Below are 19,924 nucleotides of genomic sequence, written 5' to 3'. Positions count from 1 at the left end.
GGGCGCCGGATCTGACAATGGATCTTGCTCGGTGTGAAGTATGCCGGATTAGTACGCCCTCGGCTACCGAACGAGGCCCCTTCGACATCGGCGGCGTTGTTGATCATGGCACAGCGGCCGGGGCGAGGGTGGCGTTCACATGACAGGGCCTGGGCGGTTTCCCGCCCAGGCCGGTGAGTTGTGTCAGGACACCCCGTGCACTCCGAGGTCGCTTCGTTTCGGCCGGAGCCGGATCCGGTCCGAACGTCGTACCGGTTCCAGGTCGATCCGCCGCACCCCCTCCGGCACATGCCGCAGATCATGGGTGATGAGCAGCGTCGTCCGCCCCTCCATCAACCGGCGCAACGGCTCCATCACCCGCTCGGCCGTGACCACGTCCAGTCCGGTCATCGGCTCGTCCAGCACCAGCACCGGCGTGTCACGCAGGATCGCGCGGGCGATGGCGAGGCGCTGGCGCTGGCCGCCGGACATGAGGCGGCCCCGCTGACCGATGGGCGTGTCGTACTTCTGAGGCAATGTCTGGATGAAGTCGTGTACGTCGGCCAGCTCGGCCGCCAGCACCACGGCGGCGTCGTCGGCACCCGGAGAGCCGTAGGCGATGTTGTCGCGCACCGTGCCGGAGAACAGGAGGTTCTCCTGGTGCAGGAGCGTGATGGTGTCGCGCAGTGACGATCGGGTCAGGTCGCGCAGGTCCACCCCGTCCAGGAGGATGCGGCCGGTGTTCGGGTCGTAGAAACGCAGGAGCAGCTTGGCGAGCGTGGATTTGCCCGCACCGCTGGCGCCGGTGCAGACGACGAGTTCCCCCGGTTCGATCACGAACGACAGCTCGCGCAGTGTCGCCCTGATCCGCTTGGGGTACGTGAAGCCGACCCGCGAGAACTCGATCCGTCCCTTGCTGCGCCCCAGCACCGGTACGGCGGTGGGGCGGTCGACGACGGACGGGCGTACGGAGAGGACCTCCATGACGCGGTCCGAGCCGGCGGCGGCCTCCGAGACGGTCAGGGCGAGCTGGCCCAGACCCTGGACGGCGGGGTACAGATAGGCGAGGTAGGCGGCGAAGGCGAGCAGGCCACCGAGCGTGAGGCGGCCTTGGGTGATCTCCCAGGCGCCGAAGCCCAGGATGACGATCAGGCAGATGGTCTCCAGCACCTGTACGGCGGGGCCGTAGAGGCCGGAGAGCCACGCCTGGGACAGATTCGCGCGCAGCCAGGTGCGGCCTTCGCGGTGCAGGTGCCTGGCCTCGGTCTCCTGCTGGTTGTAGGCCTGGACGAGCGACTGGTTGGACAGGCTCTCCTCGATGACGCTGTTCATGGTGCCGTTGCTGGTCCGCTCGCGGGCGGCCGCGTTCCTGAACCGGGACGCGAAGACCTTGGAGACCACCAGGAACGCCGGGATCAGCGCGAACGTGACCAGCGCCAGGTCCCATCTGATGACGAACGCCGCGCCGGCGAAGAAGATCACGCTGGCCACTGTGGTGAATACCTTGACCAGGCCGGAGCCGACCATTTCCTCGATGGCCTCGATGTCGTCAGTGAGCCTGGCCATCAGGTCGCCCGTGCGGCGGTTCTCGAAGAAGTCGGGTGTGAGGGTCTGGACGTGGCCGAAGACGCGGTCGCGGAGCTTGAGGAGGAAGCGTTCCGCGCCCGCGGCGGTGACGTACGCGCCGGCGAAGGAGACGAGACCGGCCAGAATCGCCAGGCCGAGCCAGGCGGCCGCGGGGGCCCAGAAGGCGCCCAGGTCCCGTTCGCTGAGGACCTTGTCGGTGATGTAACCGAACAGGGCGATCGCGGCGACCTCACACAGAGCGGCCAGGATCGCGAACACGATCCCGGCCGCGAACAGCGCCCTGACGCCGCGGGTGTCCGGCCAGAATGCCCGGAAGGTGTTCCGGATGGACACCGTCGGCGCCAGGGGCTGGGCGGAGAGTGAGAGCCGTTGGGAGACCCGACGGCTCTCAGGTGGCACCTCTGCTACCACCACCACCGCCTGCGCCATCCACCGCCGCCGCAGCCACCGCCGCATCCACCCCAGCGACGCCGACCGCAACCACCGCCGCGACGACCCCATCCCCACCAGTCACTACCGTGAGCCGGGAAGAGCTTACCGAGAGTCATGATTCCCCCCTGTGCCAGTAGCACTATTTCGGCTTTCAAAATAGGACGCTAGCACCCAAATGGTGAAAAATCAGGGCTTGGGGGCGTTCTTTGATCTGATTTGACCGGTGCTCATGGAAAAGATCTGCGCATGTGTGATATGTAAATCAGCGGTAAAGCGCATACATCGCGCCCCATACTGGAACCCCGCTGGGACCTGGGCAAACCCAAGCCGCCGCATCGATCACCACAGAAGTGGAAAAGCGGTTTGACGTTTCTCCGTCCCCCGCAAGTCGCCGTAGGCAATGGAATTCCGGGGGACGGCAATGGTTGTTCCGAAGAATGGTGAGAGAAGGGCTCAGCCCGGCCGACCGAGCAGACGAACAGAGCCCTTGACGGGCGTCAGGCGCCGCGTCCCGCCCACTGGATCTCGTACGGTTTCAAGGTCACCCGCTTGCCGTCCACGGTGGCGGTGACGCTCGTGTCGGCCGTGTTGACCATGACCATCTGCCGCTCCTGGCCCAGCGTCTTGATCCGCTGGTCGGAGGTGGCGACCGACTCCAGTTTCACCCCGGCGGGGAACCACTTCGCGAACCCGCTCAGCAGCCCCGCCATCGGCATCTCCTGGCCCGTGGCGGACGACCAGAGGCAGCCGGGGCACGCCGTCCCGTCCTTCTGCTCGGGGTTCCAGTAGAGCGCCGACGTCACGCCACTCCTGGCGAACTCCATCAGCGTCGTGGCCTGTACGGCGGTGCGCTTGTCCTCGCTCCAGCCGGAGTTGGTGGGCTCGACGTACCACTCGGCCCACCACACCGGCATGTCGTTGCTCTTCTGCCTGAGCCAGGTGGTGACCGCACTGAACTTGGCCTGGGCCGCGAAGTCGTTCGGGATGTTGGCCTTGTCGTTGGTCATCGAGGCGCCGTCGACCACGATGAAGTCGGCGCCCTTCTTGTGCTCGATCCAGTATTCGACCGCGTCGAGCGCGCGCTGGTCGACCGTGCCCCAGGGGCCGCTGAGCTCCGAGGGGGCGGTGCCGGAGTTGGTCTCGACCGGGATGTACGGTCCGCCGACCTGGATGTCGCCGTTCACCTTCTTCAGCGCCGCGTAGACCTTGTTGTAGAGCTCGGTATAGCCCTCGGCGTCCCAGCGGTTCGTGGAGGGGTTCCAGAAGCCCTTGAACTCGTTCCACACCATGAAGTACTTCACCGTCGGATACTGCTTGGCGATCCGCACGGCGAGATTGGCGTAGTCGTCGTAATGCTCCCGCTTGGGGGCGACCGTGTGGTTCTTGGACCAGTCCGTACGGCCGGGCTGGCCGCCCTTCATCCAGTCGGGCGCGCAGCACAGCGTGATGACCGGGACGGCTCGTGAGGAGGCCATGAGCTTCAGCCGCCGGTTGAGGTCCCGTAAGTTGTACTGGTCCGGGCTCGGCTCCGGGTTGCCCACGCCCCAGCCCATGATGTGCTGGTTCTGCAGCAGGGGGACGCGGCCGAGGATGTTCTTGGCCTGCTCGGTGATCTCGCGGGGCACGTTGTCGGCGCTGTACTGGGTGTGGGTGACGCCCCAGCGCGGCCAGTCCTCCAGGGACGGCGGCGGCTCCAGCGTGGGGGGCGGCTCACTCGGCTGGTTCTGGGCGACCTCGCCGCCCTTGTACTCGTCGCGGGGGCCGCTCCGCGTGCCCGCGTACACCATGATCGCCGCGACGAGCGCGATCGCGAGGATGCCCACGCCCAGCGCGATCGGCCATGGCGGTCGTCTGCGTGCGTGTTTGCCATCGGTGGGAATCACGGTGCCTCCACCCTCGCGCGTGGACAAGGGCCGGGACGCCTCTCCCAGCCCTTCTCACGGTATATATCAGTACTTGCAAGGGACTTGCCATCGATCAAGGGGCTGGCGGGCGCTGCCCTCCAGCCGTCCGGGGACTCCCGCATAACGGTACGGCACTGGCTGCCTCCCCGGCTGCACGATGAGGAGCATGCCCGGTTCGTCGGCGCCTGCCCCTGCCGTGCGCTCCTCAGGAGCTCATGCTCGGGCGGTTCACGGTCGGGCGTTCACGCTCAGGGGTTCACGGGCTGGTCGAGCACGCGGTGCGCGCGGGCGATGAGCGTGGGTACGGCGGAGCCGATGTTCTCGAAGCCCTCACCCACGGTCTTACCCTGGCGGAAACGGGCGTGGATGCCTTCCACTATGACCGCGAGCTTGAAGTTCCCGAACGCCACGTAGAACGGAAGATCCGAGATGTCGCGGCCGGAGACCTTCGTGTAGTGGGCGGCGAACTCGGCGGCGTTGAGGAACCCGGGGGCGATCGTCACGTCTCCGGCCACCGGGATCCCCGCCCGCTCCTCGTCACCGGAGTCCTGCCAGTAGGTGAGCGTGAGCCCCAGATCGGCCAGCGGGTCGCCGAGGGTGGACATCTCCCAGTCGACCACGGCCAGGATCTCGGGCGGACCGGGCGCCAGCCGTACGAGCGTGTTGTCGAGGCGATAGTCACCGTGCACGAGCGTGCTGGCCGAGCGGGCCGGCATTCCCGCGCGCAGCCGCGTGACCAGGCGGTCGTACTCCGGCAGGTCGGCCGTCTTCGAGCGGTCCCACTGCTGGCACCACCGGTCGAGCTGCCTGGCCAGGTAGCCGTCCGGGCGGCCGAAGTCGCCGAGCCCGACCTCCTGGTAGTCGACCGCGTGGATGGCGGCCAGCACCTCGGCGAGCCGCTCCGCCAGCCGCCGCGTCTCGGCGGCCGAGGGCTCGCCGAGCTGCTCGCGGGTCCTGGCGGCCAGGCCGTCCACGTACCCCATCAGGTAGAACGGCGCTCCGACGACCTCCTCGTCGGCGCAGAACGCGACCGGCTCCGGCACCGGGACCGGCGTCCCGGCGAGCGCGGAGATGACCCGCCACTCGCGCCGCATGTCGTGCGCGGTGGGCAGCACGTGACCGAGGGGCGGCCGGCGCAGCACCACCCGGCGTTCGCGGGTCTCGATGAGGTACGTGAGGTTCGACCTGCCGCCGGAGATCAGGGAGACGGACAGGGGCTCGCCCGCGTCGGGCACGTTCGCGCCCATCCAGCCGAACAGCCGGGGCCGGTCAATCCCAGGTACGGTCATGCACACACATTAGAACGTCACTCTGTCCTGAACGCTAGCTGAGAGTTGTGTAACGTTCCGGAGCTGCGGAGACGACCATCATGCGAGAGCATTTACCCTGTGTATATACAGCTACCTCCAAACTAACTGAAGGTATGCCGAACGTAGGAGCCCATGCGCGTCACACTTGCTCACCCTCGCGAGCTGGGGCCACCTGAGCTGAGCCGATGGCGGGCTCTCCAGGAGGGACACGCGGCCTTCGACAACCCGTTCCTGTCTCCCGAGTTCACGATCACGGTTGGTGAGCTGCGAGACATGGTGCGCGTCGCCGTGCTCTACGACGGGCCCGACATTGTGGGGTTCTTCCCGTTCGAGCGCCATCCGATGGGCATCGGCAAGCCGGTGGCCGCCGGGCTCACCGACGCGCAGGGCCTGGTCCACGCCAAGGACCTGGAGATCGACCCGCGCCGGTTGATCAAACAGTGCGGGCTGTCGGTCTACGAGTTCGATCACCTGGTCGCGGGCCAGCCGCTGATCGCCGGGCGGCACGAGCGCCACCCGTCGCCGATCATCGACCTGCGTGAGGGGCACGGCCCCTACACCGAGTTCCTGCGCCTGCACTCCAGCAAGACGTACAAGACGACCCTGGCCAAGTCGCGCAAGCTCCAGCGCGATGTCGGGCCGATCCGCCACGACTACGCGACCACCGACCCGGCGCCGCTGCACACGCTGCTCGGCTGGAAGACCGACCAATACCGGCGCACGGGGCGTACCGACCGGTTCGCGCAGCAGTGGATCGTCGAGCTGGTCGAGCGGCTGCTGGCCACGCAGACCGAAGGCTTCGCCGGGGTGCTCGACATGATCTACGTGAACGACCTGCCGATGGCCGGGCATTTCGGGCTCCGCACGCGCACCACGCTCGCGGGCTGGTTCCCGGCCTACGACACCCACTACGCCAAATACTCCCCCGGCCTCATCCATCACCTGGCGATGGCCGAGCAGGCCGCCGGTTCCGGCATCCAGGTGATCGACATGGGCCGGGGCGAGAAGGAGTACAAAGAGAAGCTCAAGAACGGCGAGTTCCAGGTGGCCGAGGGCCGGGTCGCCACGATCGGTGCTGCCTCGGCCGTCCACTGGCTGCTGCGGGTGCCCGTGCGCAAGACCCGGGCCACCGTGCTGGCCAACCCGCTGCTGCACAGGACCGCCGACCAGGCGCTGAAGACGTTCGGGCGACTGCGCACGGCCTTCCAGTCGTGACAGAGGGGGTAGTCAAGGGGATCGCCGAGCGCACCGGCCGTCACTGCCTGCTGCTCCCCTCGAACCGCCTCGGCCTCTACCTCGCGCTGCGTCACTGGTGTACGCCGGGCCAGCGGCTGCTCATGTCACCGATCTCCGCCGACGAGATCCTCTTCCTGGTGCTGGCGGCGGGCCTGCGCCCGGTGATCGCGCCGCTGTCGCGCCGTGACGGCAACATCGACGCCACCCGCGTCAACCTCGGCCAGGTGGACGCCGTCCTGACCACCAACCTGTACGGCCTGCCGGACGCCGTGTCCGCCTTCACGGGAAAAATCCTGATCGAGGATGTCGCCCACGCCATGGAGACCAGCGTCGCCGGCCGCCCCCTCGGCACGTTCGGCCAGGCCGGAGTGTTCAGCCTGTCCAAGCACCCGGGCGCCGGCTCGGGCGGGGTCCTCGCGGTGGAGCACCTGGCGGACCTGCGCGCGCTCGAACGGGCCCGCGACGCGCTGCTGGAGCCGGGCGCCTTCCGCGCCGAGCTGCTGGCCGTGACCACCTCGATGGCCCGCCAGGCCGCCCTCCGGCTCGACCTGGTCCGGCCCGCCCTCCGGCTCTCCCGCATGCTGGGCATGGAGGAGTCGCGCGAGGGCTACCGCATCCCGCTGCGGCCCGACGAGCTCGCGGCGGCCATGAAGCAGGTGCCGTCGCTGCCCCCGTTCGATCCGTGGGTCCGTGCCGACCTGCACGACTACCGCGCCCGGAGAGGGGCGCTCGCCCGCTGGTACCAGTCGAGGCGGCTGGGCAAGGTGCCCGGGGAGCGGGCCCGCCGGTTGGCGGGGGTGCGCTCACTGGCGGAGCTGCCCTCGGTGGCGGCGGGCGTACGGGATCATGTCGGCCAGCCGTTGTTCCGGGTGCCGCTGCTGGTGCGCGACCGGGACGCGGCGATCGCCGCGCTGGAGCGGCGCGGGGTGGTGACGGGCTACCTCTATGACCCGCCGTACGACGACTACGCGCCCGCCTTCACCGACCCCTCCCCCGATCCGGCCCCGGCCCGCTGGTGGGCCCGCCACGCCCTGCCCGTCGACCCGCTCTACGCCGCCCGCTCCCTGCCGATCCTGCGCGAGCTCGAACCCGCCTGAGACGGCTCCGCGCCGATGGCCGGGCTGCGCGCCGGTGGCTGCTGCGGCTATGCGCCGGTGGCCCAGCTACGCGCCGGTGGCTGCGCGGATCAGCTCGGCCACTGTCCGGCAGCCGCGTCTGACCTCGGCCAGCGTGGCCGAGCCGTACCCGATCACCAGGCCGTGCAGGCGCTCGGGGCCGTAGTGGTGGCGGGCGGTGGAGTCGAGCAGCACCCCTTGCTCCCGCGCGGCGGCGACCAGCCCGGGGACCGTTTCGAGCGGCAGCTCCGCCAGCAGGTGCAGGCCGGCCGTGTCGCCGCGCAGGCGGCACACCGGGCCCAGGATCTCGACGATCGCGCCGCGCCTGCGGGCGTACTCCAGGCGCATCCTGCGCAGGTGGCGGTCGAGGTCGCCGCGCTCCAGGAGGGTGGCGACGGCCTGCTGGACCGGGCCGCTGGTGCGGTCGGACATCGAGACGCGGATGGCGGCGATCCTGTCGAGCAGCTCGGGCGGGCCCACCAGCCAGCCGACGCCGATGTCGGGGGTGAGCGTCTTGGACAGCGTGCCGAGCAGGACGACGCGCGACGGGTCGAGGCCGTAGAGGGCGGGCAGGGGCGCGACGTCGTAGCGGAACTCGGCGTCGTAGTCGTCCTCCACGATGATCGCGCCGGTGCTCCTGGCCCAGGCGAGCAGCCGTTCCCTGCGCGGGATCGGCAGGCGCCCGCCGAGCGGGTACTGGTGGGCGGGCGTGGTGTAGAGGACACGGAGGTCGTCGGGGAGCGCCTCGACGATCACGCCCTCCTCGTCGACGGGGCACGGCACGACCTTCGCCCCCCTGGCCCCGAACACCGTGCGCGCCACGTGATAGCCGGGATCCTCGACGCCTGCCCGGCCGCCCTCACGCAGCAGCGCGAGCGCGCACAGGTCGAGGCCGTTACCGGTGCCCCTGGTGACCAGGACGTTCTCGGGGCCGACCGTCACGGCTCTGGCCCGCCGCAGGTGGTCGGCGAGCAGCTCGCGCAGGTACGGCAGGCCGTACGGGTCCGGGTGGTCGCCAGGAGGCAGGTCGGCGGCCCTGCGCCAGGCCCGCTTCCAGGCCGCGTGGTCGTAGTCGCGCACCCAGGGAGTGCCGGGGGTCAGGTCGATCGTCCGCTCGGCCGGTGGGGGCGGCGGCGGCTCGGGCGCGGCCGGCGGCTCGACGGCCAGGTGTGACGTCTCCAGCGCGGCCACGAAGGTGCCGGAGCCGTGCCGCCCCTCCAGCCACCCCTCCGCGTACAGCTGCTGGTACGCCTCCGTGACCACGGTCCTGCTCACGCCGAGCTGCTCCGCGAGCCCGCGCGAGGACGGCAGGCGCTCCCCCGGCGGGAGCGTCCCGGCGAGCATGGCCTGGCGCAGCCAGCCGGTGAGCTGTGCCGAGAGCGGGACGTCCGACCCCCTGGACAGGGATACGGGCAGGTCGACGAGGGTGCGCAAGAAAGTGGTCTCCGGGAAGCGGTCATTAGTGGCCCTACAGGCTATGTCCACTTTCTCATTACCGTGGCCCCATGCTCTCCACCACACCCCGCACCAAGCTCGGCCGCTCGAAGGAGCGTGGCAGCAGCGACAGGAACGACCTGTACGAGGTGCTCGACGCCGGGCTCATCTGCCATCTGGGTGTGGTGGTCGACGGCCACCCCATGGTGGTGCCCACCGGATACGGGCGCCTGGGCGAGACCCTCTACCTGCACGGCTCCACCGGGGCTCGGTCGCTACGCGCGAGCGAGGGCACGGATGTGTGCGTCACCGTCACCCACCTCGACGGCATCGTGCTGGCCCGGTCGATCTTCCACCACTCCGTCAACTACCGCTCCGCGATCATCTACGGCCGCGCCAGGCTGCTGACGGACCCGGAAGAGCGGCTGGCCGGGCTCCGCGCCGTGTCCGAGCAGCTCGCCCCCGGCCAGTGGGACTACGTCAGGCAGCCGTCGCCCAAGGAGCTGGCCGCGACGGCCGTGCTGGCCCTGTCGCTCGAAGAGGCGTCGGTGAAGATGCGGCGCGGCGGCCCCCTGGACGAGGAGGAGGACTATGAGCTGCCCGTCTGGGCCGGGGTTCTGCCGCTCGTGACGTCCTGGGGAGAGCCCCAGCCGGATCCGGCACTCCCAGAAGGTATCGATGTACCTGTTCACATCGGCGGCCGGAGGTAGTTCCATAAATCAGGAACCACCTGGCAAACTTCTCTCCTTGATCACACGTCTCATCAGGTGGGCCCAACTCCTGATGGGGGATGGCGATGGAGTGGAACGCTCCTGGTTATACGGAGATCAAGCAGCTCGGGGCGGGCGGCAGCGGCCGAGTCGTGCTCGCGGTGCACGATGAGACAGGCGTCAAGGTCGCGATCAAGTACCTCTCGCAGCGGTTACTCGGCGACCCGGTGGCCCTGGCCCGGTTCCAGTCGGAGGCGCGGCTGCTGACCACGCTGCGCGACCAGCACATCGCCACGCTGTGGGAGTACATCCAGGACGGCTACGGCGCGGCCATCGTGATGGAGCTGGTCAACGGCGTGTCCCTGCGGGCGCTGCTGCGCGAGCACGGGACGACGGGCCCGGAGGCGGCTCTGGCCGTGCTCAAGGGCTCGCTGCTCGGCCTGGCCCGGGCCCACTCGCACGGACTGGTGCACAAGGACTACAAGCCCGAGAACGTGATCGTCCGTGACGACGGGGCCAGCAAGCTGGTCGACTTCGGCATCGCGGTCCAGCAGGGGACCGCCTCGCGGGCCGAGGGCACGCCCCCGTACATGGCGCCCGAGCTGTGGGAGAACATGCCCGCCTCGCCCGCCACCGACGTGTACGCGGCGACGGCGGTGTTCTTCGAGTGCCTGACCGGGCACCGGCCCTACCGGTCGACCGAGCCGAGCGTGCTCGGCTACCAGCACATGCACGCGCCGATCCCGGTCCACGACGCGCCCGAGCCGGTGCGCGAGCTGATCACCCGTGGAATGGCCAAGGACCCGGCCGTGCGGCCCGTCAGCGCCGCCGCGTTCGTCATCGAACTGGAGGCGGCGGCGCGGGCCGCGTACGGCGAGGACTGGGAGGAGCGCGGCAGGCGGCGGCTGGCCGGGCTGGTGGCCCTGCTCGCCCTGCTCCTGCCCGTGCCCCAGACGCCTCCCGCCGAGGTCACGACCTCGCTGGCGCAGACCGTCTTCCGTACGACGCTGCGTACGGCCAAGCACAACGCGGCCCGGCTGGCCATGGGCGTGGGGGTGGTCGCGGTCGCGACCATCGCCGTGATCGTCGTGCTGTCGAGCCGCGACCGGGCCGTGGAAGTGGCCCTGGCGAGGCCCTCGCAGTCGCAGGGCCCGGCCGAGGAGGGCTCCCCGCCGGCCACGCCGGTCACGTTGAGCCAGCCGCCCGAGGAGTCCCCGATCGGCCTGCCCCGCGAGGAGCCGACCGCGCTGGCCGTACCGTCGCCCAGCCCCAAGCCGCACACCGCCGAGCCCGTGGCGGCCACCACGCCACCGACAACCGAGCCCGCGCCCACTCCCAAGGTCACTGTCACCAAGCCTGTCAAACCCACACCCACGGTCACCAAGCCTGTCAAACCGACGCCAACAGCCACCAAACCCGGCAAGCCCACGCCGACCAAGACGCCTAAGCCGCCCAAGACCATCACGCCGACGCCCGTCGTCACCGTGACCACGCCGACGGTGACGGTGACGCCGACGCCGGCCCCGGTGACCTCGGTCGCGGGGCTCACGCTCGGCGGGCTGACGTTCAACGACGACAACGTGGCCGGGGCCTCCCTGTCCATCCGCACCACCGGCACGGGACCGGTCACGGCGACCGCCGCCTGGTCCGTGGGGGGCGTCGGCGTCCGCGGCCAGACCCTGCGGCTGAGCGGCGACCGGTCTTATGATCGCGCGCTCAGCTACACCGCGGACGAGCGCCCGTGCGGCAAGACCGTCTCCGTCGTGGTCCGCGCCGGCGACCGGACGGCCACCGCCCGGACCAGGGTGACCTGCCCGGCGAGCGTGCGGAAGGTGTCGATCGTGCGGGCCTCGCTCAGCCCGCGCGGCCCGGCCACCGCGGTCGTCGCCGTGACCACCGGCAACGGTCAGCCCGTACGGCTCAGCGTCGCCTTCTCCCTCGGCGGCCGGATCGCGCACACGGAGACCCTGACCCTGTCCGGCGACACCTCCTACACCAGGACCGTGAGCTACACCTTCGACAAGGTGCCGTGCGGCACCTCCTGGCTCGTGACGGCCGCCACCCGGCCCGCGGCGGACAGCGGCGGCGACAGTTCGGGCGGCACGACCGCGGCCTGCCAGGAGGACCCGCCCACGGACGACGACCCACCCAAGGTCGACCCGCCGAAGGACGACCCCACCAAGGACGGACCGAAGACCCCGGCCCCCGACACCCCTTCGTCCGACGATTCGGGAGCCATCGATTGACCTCCGGATTCATACTGTGTCCGGACATTAACTGTGGGAAAGCGGTCGCCTCTGGTTAAGCTACGGTCCCTCTGATGAGGGTGGGGGCCCAGAGGACCGTAGAGGGAGACCGCATGTACGACGACCATGGTCAGTGGGGGGTCCCGGGCTACTCCGAGATTCGCGAACTCGGCGCGGGATCCGCCGGGCGGGTCGTGCTGGCCCGGCGGGACCATGACGGCTTGGAGGTGGCCGTCAAGTACCTGTCCGACGAGCTCCGGTCCGACGTCGGATTCGTGGCCCGCTTCCGGCACGAGGCCCGGCTGCTGGGCACCATGCGCAGCCCGCACAACGCCCGCCTGATCGACTATGTCGAGAGCGGCGCGGGCGCGGCCATCGTCATGGAGCTCGTCAACGGGGTCTCCTTACGGGAGTTGCTCAGGTCGGAGGGTCCCACGGGCCCGGAGGCGGCGCTGCTGGTGCTCAAGGGCTCGTTGCAGGGCCTGGCCGCGGCCCACGCGATCGGTGTCGTGCACCGCGACTTCAAGCCCGAGAACGTCATGGTCCAGGGCGACGGCTCCAGCAAGCTCGTCGACTTCGGCATCGCGGTCAGGACCGGCGAGGACGCGAGCGCCGCCGGCACTCCGCCGTACATGGCGCCCGAGCAGTGGTCGGGCGCCTCCGCCGCCCCGGCCACCGACGTGTACGCCGCCACCATCGTGTTCTTCGAGTGCCTGACCGGCGCCCGCCCCTTTCGCTCACCCAACCTCGCGGCGCTGGCCCGCCAGCACCAGAGCTCGCCACCGCCCATCGAGGAGGTGCCCGGCCCGCTGCGGAACCTGGTCGAGCGCGGCCTGGCCAAGAACGCCCTCGACCGCCCGCCGTCCGCCGAGGCGTTCCTGACGGAGCTCGAAGCGGTCGCGGCCAGGGCGTACGGGTCCGACTGGGAGGAGCGCGGCAGGCGCCGCCTGGCCCGGTTGTCCGGCCTGCTGCTCATGCTGTTCCCCAGCCCGCCCGAGGTTCCCGCCGAGGTGCGGACCTCGCTCGCCGAGACCCGTTTCACCGAGCCGCGCGGACTGCTGAGCAGGCTCTCCACGAAGATCCTGGTCGGCACCGCCTGCACGGGCCTGCTGATCGGCGTGGCCGTCGTCCTGGTGAAGACGATGTCCGACGAGCCCGCCCTGCAGGCGCAGACCACGCAGGTGACGCCCACCACGACGGCGCCGGAGCCGTCCGCGGCGGCCGAGGAGGAGGAGGAGGAGCCTTCCGAGGAGCCGACGCCGACGGTGAAGGAGACGACGCCGGAGCCGACGCCGACGGCGAGCACCGCGCCACCGCCCGTCACCAGCGCCACCCCGAAGCCGAAGCCGACGCCCACGCCCACGCCGACCCGCAAGCCCACCAGGACCGTGCAGCCCCGGCCGTCGAAGACCACCATCAGGACCCCGCCCCCGGTCGAGTCGTCCGAACCCGAGTTCACCGGCACGGTCGACGACCCGCCGCCGGGGGCCACGTCGGCCACCACGAAGCCGCCCACGACCGCGCCCCCGACCGTCCGCCCGACGCGTACCCTCAGCAGCCCGCCCCCCTCCTCCGACCCGCCGAGCACACCCAGCTCCCCGGGCGAGGGCAGCGGGGAAGGATCCACGCGGACTCCGTCGCCGCAGGACGGCGCCCTCCTGGGGCTCGTGCTCGTGACGTCCGGCGCTCTTCCGGTCACACTTGCGGTTAAGCGCCGTATGGCGGGACGACATCGGAGAAAGCACTAGAAAGGCTTCGGGGGGCTACGGCGATGGACAACCCGAGAAACGGTATCGCCGGCTTCCGGCTCACCGAGCACACCTGGAACACCGAACTGGGCAACTGGATCGACGCGATCTCGCCCGACGGACGCCGGGCCGGTGCCCTGCTGTTCGACCCGAAGATCATCGGGCTGCCCGGGGTGCGCGAGCGCGTCGTGGCGACGGTCCTGACCGACCAGCGGCTGGTCCTGGGCGGGCTGGCCGGGCTGATCCCCGTCGCCGACGTCGTCGCGGCGGGCGAGCAGGTCTGGCTGCTCACCGCGCAGGCCGTGAGCCCGACGCTGTCGGACCTGCTCGCCTCGGGGGCGATCGACGCGAGCGGCGCGGCGGCCGTACTGGCGGAGACGGCCCAGACCCTCCTCGCGCTGCACGCGGCCGGGGTCACCCACGGTTCGGTGCATCCCGGCTCGGTGGTCATCACCGCCGACGGCGCGGCGCTGCTGTCGGAACGCGGCTTATCCGACGCCATCCGCGGCCAGGTCTCCCCGCCGGAGCGGGACGTGGCGGCGTGGGCGTCCCTGGCGCGGGCGCTGGCCGCCTCGGTCACGCGGAGCGCCCCGCGCGCGGCGGCCCTGTTCGAGCGGGCCGCGGTCACCACGACGACGCACGGCCTGGGCACCGCCAGGTCCGTCGTGCTCTCCGAGCCCACGGCGCTGCCTGGCGGGGCGATCAGGCACGAGGCGCTGGCCCAGGCGGCCCGCGGCAGGTCGGCGTTCGCGCATCCTCCCGTGGCGGCGCAGCCGCCGCTCGACGAGGGCGACATCGTCACGCTGCTCGCCGTCCCCAGCCCTCATCAGGCGCCGGTGCACTTCGGGCCCGGCGTGAGCTCAGGGGTCAGCTCGGACGTCAGCTCAGACGTGAGCTCAGGAGTGAGTACGGAGTCGCCGCCGGCCGGCACCACGGCCGAACGGATCTGGCGCGAGGGCCGGGAGCGGTTCGGAACGGTCCAGCGCGGCGGCAAGCCAGGTAAGGCGGCACGGGCGAGGCGGCGCCGGACCATCCTCTCGGCGGTGCTGTTCGCGGTCATCATGGGCGGCGCGATCCTGGCCTGGCTCAAGCTGAGCGGCGCGCCGGAGCTGGCGATCAGATCGATCGACGTCGTCGCCCCGAAGAAGACGCAGGGCTGCGACAGCGCCGTCGTCGTCACGGGCAAGATCGTCACCAATGGTGAGGCGGGCGAGATCAGCTACGAGTGGCGCAAGAACCTGGACAAGGAGGTCGTCAGGCAGACGCTCCGGACGACCGCCGACCAGACCTCCTACACCGTGCCGCTCCGCTGGACGCTCAAGGGCAAGAGCACCGTCAAGGCCACGGCCACGCTGCGGGTGCTGTCTCCGGGCCCCCTCAGGACGGACAAGGCGAGCTTCACGTACAAGTGCTGATGCCGAGCGTTGATGCGGTGCGTTGATGCGGTGCGTTGATGCGGTGCATTGATGCCGAGCCAGCAATGCATATCAAAGCTGTTGTTACTACGCTGACGAACATGACCACGCAGACCCCCGCGGGCTGGTACCCCGACCCGTACGGATCGCCCCAACTCCGTTGGTGGGACGGCGGCCAGTGGACGGACGCCACCCACCCGCTGGAGCAGGGGGCGTCACCGCACCAGCAACCGCCTTCCGGACCGCAGCAGCAGTCGGGCCCCGACTGGTCCGCCACGCCGGCGAACCCGACGCGGCAGTTCGGGCAGCCGACATATGGCCAGGCCGCGTACGGGCAACCGGCGCAGGATCAGCCCGCGTACGGCCAGCCTTCTCATAGCCAGCCCGCGCAGGGCTCTTATGGGCAGCCCGGCCAGGGCTCGGCCCCCTACGGGCAGAGCCAGTGGGGTGACACGCCGCTGCCCGGCCCCGGCTACGGTCCGCCGCCGAAGGAGAGCAACCCGCTGCCGTGGGTGTTCGGCGGCCTGGCGGCGCTGGTGGTGGTCGGCCTGATCGTGGTGGCCGGGATCTTCTTCGTCAACCGCAACACCGACGGCACCCTCGCCTCGTCGCCGACGCCCAGCGAGACGGAGCAGTTGCCGCAGCAGCAGGAGACCACCGAGCCGCCCCCGGCCATCACAGAGCTGCCACAGCCCCAGGACGGCCGCATCACCGACCCGCAGGCGAACCTGTCGTACCAGGTGCCCGAAGGCTGGAAGGTGCCGGCCGCCGGCTCCCTGAACGGCAGCGACCCGTCCCAGCAGGCCTGGTCGAGTGGCGTGGGGATGACCTCGCAGGAGAAGTACAACGGCACGGACGACTGGAGCGGCAACGTCTACACGGGCCTGCTCAGCAAGAAATACCCTTACACCGGGACGACGGGGCTGGGTGACACGGCCAAGACGGTGTTCGTGGACTTCGCCCAGTACTACCCGGTCACTCACACCAACAAGATCGTTCAGGACAAAGCACTCAAAATCGGCGATAAGTCCGCCTGGGTGCTCCAGTTCCAGCTCGACTTCTCGAAGGAGTCGAAGGCCAAAGGTTACAAGTGGAACAAGGAAAACGGCGCGATCGTGGTGATGGATCGCGGCGCGGGCCAGAGCCCAGCGCTCATATACGTGTCAGTTCCGGACAATCTGGGCACCGACGTGGTCGAGAAGGTTCTCAGCTCGCTCAAGCCCGCGTAACCGGTGGCACTAGGCTGGTGGGGTATTCAGGCGGGCGGATGGCTCCGAGCCGCTTGGGCGAGGAGATCGAATGAGTGACTTGCTGGTCTGGATCGACTGCGAGATGACCGGGCTCGACCTGGGTCGCGATGCGCTCGTCGAGGTGGCGTGCATCATCACCGACAGTGAGCTCAACCAGCTGGACGAAGGCGTCGACGTGGTCATCAAGCCGCCGCCCGAGTCGCTGGAGCAGATGTCGCAGGTGGTCCGCGAGATGCACACCGCCTCGGGGCTGCTGCCCGAGATGGCGAGCGGGGTGACATTGGCGGAGGCGGAGTCGCTCGTGCTCGACTACATCCGCCGTCACATCCCCGAGCCGAAGAAGGCGCCGCTCTGCGGCAACTCCATCGGCACCGACCGCACGTTCATCGCGCGCGACATGCCCGTGGTCGACGGCTATCTGCACTACCGGATGATCGACGTGTCGTCGATCAAGGAGCTGGTCCGCCGCTGGTACCCCCGGGTCTACTTCGCGGCCCCGGAAAAGCAGGGCGGACACCGCGCGCTGGCCGACATCACGGAGAGCATCAGGGAGCTGCGCTACTACCGGGCGGCCATCTTCGTCGGCCAGCCCGGCCCCGATTCGGCCACCGCCAGAGCGGTCGCCGAGCGTGTCAGCGGCTAATCGAGTGGCGTAAAGACTCCCGAAGACCGCTACACTTTTCCTGTGCCGCCACGTCGGCGGTCAATGGTGGGTGTAGCTCAGGTGGTAGAGCGCCAGGTTGTGGTCCTGGATGTCGAGGGTTCAAGTCCCTTCACTCACCCCATGCACACGGCCGGTCCTTCGGGACCGGCCGTTGTCGTTTTTCTACGGCAACGTCCCCAAAACATGACATTGCGAGTTATGCTCGCTGTCTACCGCTTACGCCGGATGCGCGGGGGGCTCGGCGATCTGACCGTCTGCGCGCGCCCCCGGAGGCCGGATGAGAGTCGAAGACGCAGCGTTCGATAGCGTGTTCACGTCCCTGAGCAAGCGCGAAACCGAGGTCATGGACCTGATCGCCACTGGGCAGTCGAATGGGCAGATCGCGCAGCGGCTGTTTCTCAGCGAGAAAACGGTCAAGAACCATGTCAACCGCATCTACGCCAAACTCGGCGTGGACTCGCGCGTGACCGCGATCGGCCTCTGGCGATCTCGTCCCAACCTGCCCTGACCCGGCCCCCTCGCGTGGTGGGCTATCTCGCGTAGCCCGAGCCGACCCTCTGGTGACGCCTGCGGGGATCCTGGTGATTCCCTGCGGGGAATCGTGCTCCGTCACGTGTGTGGGCTAGAAAGGGAGGCGTGGAACGATTCGCGAGCGAGCTGCGGCGATGGCGTAGCAGTCGGCGGGTGAGCCAGTTGGAGCTCGCCAACCGGGCCGGCACCACCCAGCGTCACCTCAGCTTCATCGAGCAAGGACGTTCCCGCCCCGGGCGGGCCATCGTCGTGCGCCTGGCCGAGTCGCTGGAGCTGTCGCTGCGTGAACGCAACGGCCTGCTGCTGGCGGCCGGCTACGCTCCCGTGTTCCCCGAGTCAAGTCTGGACGACGCCATGCTGCGCCCGGTACGCGAGGCTCTGGATAGCATCCTCGACGGGCACCTGCCGTATCCGGCGGTCGTCGTGCGGCCCTACGGTGAGCTGGTGGCGGCCAACGCGGCCTTTGACGTGCTCACCGAGGGGGCGGCGCCCGAGCTGCTGGAGCCGCCGGTCAACGTGCTGCGGCTCGCCCTGCATCCCAAGGGCATGGGCCCTCGGGTGGTCAACCTCGCGGACTGGGGCCGGCACATCATCGAGAGCCTGCGGGCCGAGCTCCTCCGCAGCCTGGATCCGCGGCTCGACGTGTTCATCGCCGAACTGGAGTCCTACGTGCCCGACGCGGTGCCGGGGAGCGATCATCTCGGGTTCGCGGTGCCGCTGCGACTGCGTACGGGCGATGCCGAGCTGCGGCTGCTGACCACGCTCACGTCCTTCGCCACCGCGGTGGACGTCACGCTGGCCGAGCTCAAGCTGGAGGCGTTCCTGCCCGCCGACGCCGCCACAGCGGCCTTCCTGCGGTCCCGCCGCCCCCACTGACTTCCCTTCCGGCCACCACGCAAGCAGGCGTCGCAGCTGGGCAGGCGTCGCAGCTGGGCAGCGTCGCAGTGGAGCAGGCCACAGCCGGGCAGGAGCACAGTGCCGGTGACAGCTTCGGTCAGGCGGCGACGCCCGTGTGGACGTCGCCGCGTACCAGGGGCTCGTCGGTCTAAGCCCGTGCCATCAGTGGGAGGGTCGCCGCGATGGCCGTGAGGCCGTGTTCCAGGTCGGATTCCGGGATGTTGAGCGCGGGCCTGAGCCGTACCGAACGCGGCCCGCAGGCCAGGAGCAGCACCCCCGCCTCGTCGCGCAGCCGCGTGACCAGCGCGTCGCGCGCGGCCCCGTCGGGCAGGTCGAACGCGCACATCAGGCCGCGCCCCCGGGCGTTGGAGACCAGGTCCGGGTGTTCGGCCTGCAGCTTGACGAGGCGTTCGACGAGGAGGGTGCCGAGGGTGGCGGCGCGCGGGATGAGGCCGTCGCGTTCGACGATCTCCAGGAGGCCGCGTGAGCGGACCATGTCCACCAGCCCGCCGCCCCAGGTCGAGTTGATCCGGCCGCTGACCTGGAAGACGTTGTCGGGGACCAGGTCCACGCGGCGGCCGGCCATGATGCCGCCCACCTGAACCTTCTTCGCGAAGGCCACGATGTCCGGTGCCAGGCCGAGCTGCTGGTAGGCCCAGGGGGTGCCCGTGGTGCCGCCGCCTGTCTGCACCTCGTCGAGGATGAACAGCGCGTCGTACTCGTGACACAGCCGCTGCATCGCCTGCAGGAACTGCGGGCGCATGTGGTTGTCGCCGCCCTCGCCCTGGATGGGCTCGGCGATGAAGCAGGCGATGTCGTGCGGGTGCGCCTCGAAGGCGGCGCGCGCCTGGGCGAGCGCGTGCTCCTCGGCTGCCTCGACGTCTCCCAGGTGTACGGCGGGTACGTCGATGCGCGGCCAGCGGAACTGGGGAAAACGGTCGGTCTTGCCTGGTTCGGTATTGGTCAGGCTCAAGGTGTAGCCACTGCGGCCGTGAAACGCCTTCGTCAGGTGCATGACCTGGGTGCCGAGGTCGCGGGAGCGGCCCGCCGCCTCGTTGCGGCGGCTCTTCCAGTCGAAGGCGGTCTTGAGGGCGTTCTCGACGGCCATCGCACCACCTTCGACGAAGAACAGGTGGGGCAGCTCGGGGTCGCCGAGGACGCGGGAGAAGGTCTCGACGAAGTCCGCCAGGTGGCCGGTGTACATGTCGGAGTTGGCGGGCTTGTTGCGAGCCACCTCACCGAGAAGCCGGACGAACTCCGGCTCGAAGGGCGGGTTCACACCGAGCGGCGCGCTGGCGAAAAACGTGTAGAAGTCAAGGTATCGGCGGCCGTTACCGGCGTCGACGAGCCAGGAGCCTTGGCTGTGCTCCAGATCGAGCACGAGCCGGTAACCGTCGACGAGCAGATGGCGGGCAAGGCGGTCGTGTACGTCCATGTCACCTCCACGTTGAAGCCAGACATGGCAT

General features: G+C 69.9%; 16 protein-coding genes and 1 tRNA gene. 12 read left to right on the top strand and 5 right to left on the bottom strand.

The window, feature by feature from the left end; all coding sequences use genetic code 11:
- Positions 1-183 precede the first annotated feature (183 nt).
- Positions 184-1,899, bottom strand: coding sequence for an ABC transporter ATP-binding protein (locus AB0H88_RS13975; protein WP_357644138.1), 1,716 nt, complete (start codon positions 1,897-1,899; stop codon positions 184-186).
- Between AB0H88_RS13975 and AB0H88_RS13970 the strand changes: the two genes are divergently transcribed.
- Complete coding sequence (locus AB0H88_RS13970) at positions 1,892-2,116, top strand: hypothetical protein (protein ID WP_357644136.1); 225 nt, start codon at positions 1,892-1,894, stop codon at positions 2,114-2,116. The genes AB0H88_RS13975 and AB0H88_RS13970 overlap by 8 nt on opposite strands.
- Positions 2,117-2,495: 379 nt before the next feature.
- Here AB0H88_RS13970 and AB0H88_RS13965 read toward each other — a convergent pair whose 3' ends face one another.
- Both AB0H88_RS13965 and AB0H88_RS13960 read right to left on the bottom strand, forming a co-directional pair.
- Positions 2,496-3,881: a xylan 1,4-beta-xylosidase gene (locus tag AB0H88_RS13965; protein ID WP_357644134.1), complete on the bottom strand. Its 1,386-nt coding sequence runs from the start codon at positions 3,879-3,881 to the stop codon at positions 2,496-2,498.
- A gap of 269 nt (positions 3,882-4,150) precedes the next feature.
- On the bottom strand, positions 4,151-5,191 hold the full coding sequence (locus AB0H88_RS13960; RefSeq protein ID WP_357644132.1) for a phosphotransferase family protein: 1,041 nt from the start codon (positions 5,189-5,191) through the stop codon (positions 4,151-4,153).
- Between the two features lie 153 nt (positions 5,192-5,344).
- Here AB0H88_RS13960 and AB0H88_RS13955 point away from each other — a divergent pair, with 153 nt between their 5' ends.
- Both AB0H88_RS13955 and AB0H88_RS13950 read left to right on the top strand, forming a co-directional pair.
- Entirely contained in the window at positions 5,345-6,427 is a 1,083-nt protein-coding gene (locus AB0H88_RS13955) for a GNAT family N-acetyltransferase (RefSeq protein ID WP_357644130.1), read from the top strand.
- A complete protein-coding gene (locus tag AB0H88_RS13950; protein ID WP_357644128.1) occupies positions 6,424-7,545 on the top strand; it encodes a DegT/DnrJ/EryC1/StrS family aminotransferase in 1,122 nt (373 codons plus the stop codon). Before AB0H88_RS13955 ends, AB0H88_RS13950 begins: the two co-directional genes overlap by 4 nt.
- Positions 7,546-7,611: 66 nt before the next feature.
- Here AB0H88_RS13950 and AB0H88_RS13945 read toward each other — a convergent pair whose 3' ends face one another.
- Positions 7,612-8,997, bottom strand: coding sequence for a PLP-dependent aminotransferase family protein (locus AB0H88_RS13945; protein ID WP_357644126.1), 1,386 nt, complete (start codon positions 8,995-8,997; stop codon positions 7,612-7,614).
- A 71-nt stretch (positions 8,998-9,068) separates the two neighbouring features.
- Here AB0H88_RS13945 and AB0H88_RS13940 point away from each other — a divergent pair, with 71 nt between their 5' ends.
- From AB0H88_RS13940 to AB0H88_RS13900, 9 genes are all read left to right on the top strand, one after another.
- Complete coding sequence (locus AB0H88_RS13940; RefSeq protein ID WP_357644124.1) at positions 9,069-9,707, top strand: pyridoxamine 5'-phosphate oxidase family protein; 639 nt, start codon at positions 9,069-9,071, stop codon at positions 9,705-9,707.
- A gap of 86 nt (positions 9,708-9,793) precedes the next feature.
- Positions 9,794-11,953, top strand: coding sequence for a protein kinase (locus AB0H88_RS13935; RefSeq protein WP_357644122.1), 2,160 nt, complete (start codon positions 9,794-9,796; stop codon positions 11,951-11,953).
- Positions 11,954-12,066: 113 nt separating this feature from the next.
- On the top strand, positions 12,067-13,701 hold the full coding sequence (locus AB0H88_RS13930; protein ID WP_357644120.1) for a serine/threonine-protein kinase: 1,635 nt from the start codon (positions 12,067-12,069) through the stop codon (positions 13,699-13,701).
- Between the two features lie 23 nt (positions 13,702-13,724).
- Positions 13,725-15,116, top strand: coding sequence for a hypothetical protein (locus tag AB0H88_RS13925; RefSeq protein WP_357644118.1), 1,392 nt, complete (start codon positions 13,725-13,727; stop codon positions 15,114-15,116).
- A gap of 101 nt (positions 15,117-15,217) precedes the next feature.
- Positions 15,218-16,345 carry a DUF2510 domain-containing protein gene (locus AB0H88_RS13920; RefSeq protein ID WP_357644116.1) on the top strand — a complete coding sequence of 376 codons (1,128 nt, stop codon included), beginning with the start codon at positions 15,218-15,220 and terminating at the stop codon, positions 16,343-16,345.
- Between the two features lie 70 nt (positions 16,346-16,415).
- Positions 16,416-17,009 (top strand): oligoribonuclease, encoded by a 594-nt coding sequence (gene orn / locus AB0H88_RS13915; protein ID WP_357644114.1) that lies wholly within the window; start codon positions 16,416-16,418, stop codon positions 17,007-17,009.
- Between the two features lie 66 nt (positions 17,010-17,075).
- Positions 17,076-17,151, top strand: a tRNA-His gene (locus tag AB0H88_RS13910).
- 156 nt (positions 17,152-17,307) lie between these two features.
- Positions 17,308-17,538 (top strand): response regulator transcription factor, encoded by a 231-nt coding sequence (locus AB0H88_RS13905; protein WP_225292318.1) that lies wholly within the window; start codon positions 17,308-17,310, stop codon positions 17,536-17,538.
- A gap of 128 nt (positions 17,539-17,666) precedes the next feature.
- On the top strand, positions 17,667-18,437 hold the full coding sequence (locus AB0H88_RS13900; protein ID WP_357644111.1) for a helix-turn-helix transcriptional regulator: 771 nt from the start codon (positions 17,667-17,669) through the stop codon (positions 18,435-18,437).
- A 169-nt stretch (positions 18,438-18,606) separates the two neighbouring features.
- Here AB0H88_RS13900 and lat read toward each other — a convergent pair whose 3' ends face one another.
- Positions 18,607-19,893, bottom strand: a complete 1,287-nt coding sequence (gene lat / locus AB0H88_RS13895) for an L-lysine 6-transaminase (protein WP_357644109.1) — start codon at positions 19,891-19,893, stop codon at positions 18,607-18,609.
- Positions 19,894-19,924: the final 31 nt, after the last annotated feature.

It is taken from the genome of Nonomuraea sp. NPDC050680 (assembly GCF_040654555.1).
Lineage (GTDB): Bacteria > Actinomycetota > Actinomycetes > Streptosporangiales > Streptosporangiaceae > Nonomuraea.
The sequence above is the reverse complement of the archived record's forward strand: the minus strand, read 5'-3'. Positions and strand labels throughout refer to the sequence as shown.

Excerpts from the sequence above, each read along its gene's own strand:
- AB0H88_RS13970 (WP_357644136.1), top strand. The coding sequence starts at position 1,892 with ATGGACACCGTCGGCGCCAGGGGCTGGGCGGAGAGTGAGAGCCGTTGG.
- AB0H88_RS13960 (WP_357644132.1), bottom strand. The coding sequence starts at position 5,191 with ATGACCGTACCTGGGATTGACCGGCCCCGGCTGTTCGGCTGGATGGGC.
- AB0H88_RS13955 (WP_357644130.1), top strand. The coding sequence starts at position 5,345 with ATGCGCGTCACACTTGCTCACCCTCGCGAGCTGGGGCCACCTGAGCTG.
- AB0H88_RS13940 (WP_357644124.1), top strand. The coding sequence starts at position 9,069 with ATGCTCTCCACCACACCCCGCACCAAGCTCGGCCGCTCGAAGGAGCGT.
- AB0H88_RS13935 (WP_357644122.1), top strand. The coding sequence starts at position 9,794 with ATGGAGTGGAACGCTCCTGGTTATACGGAGATCAAGCAGCTCGGGGCG.
- AB0H88_RS13930 (WP_357644120.1), top strand. The coding sequence starts at position 12,067 with ATGTACGACGACCATGGTCAGTGGGGGGTCCCGGGCTACTCCGAGATT.
- AB0H88_RS13925 (WP_357644118.1), top strand. The coding sequence starts at position 13,725 with ATGGACAACCCGAGAAACGGTATCGCCGGCTTCCGGCTCACCGAGCAC.
- AB0H88_RS13920 (WP_357644116.1), top strand. The coding sequence starts at position 15,218 with ATGACCACGCAGACCCCCGCGGGCTGGTACCCCGACCCGTACGGATCG.
- orn (WP_357644114.1), top strand. The coding sequence starts at position 16,416 with ATGAGTGACTTGCTGGTCTGGATCGACTGCGAGATGACCGGGCTCGAC.
- AB0H88_RS13905 (WP_225292318.1), top strand. The coding sequence starts at position 17,308 with ATGAGAGTCGAAGACGCAGCGTTCGATAGCGTGTTCACGTCCCTGAGC.
- lat (WP_357644109.1), bottom strand. The coding sequence starts at position 19,893 with ATGGACGTACACGACCGCCTTGCCCGCCATCTGCTCGTCGACGGTTAC.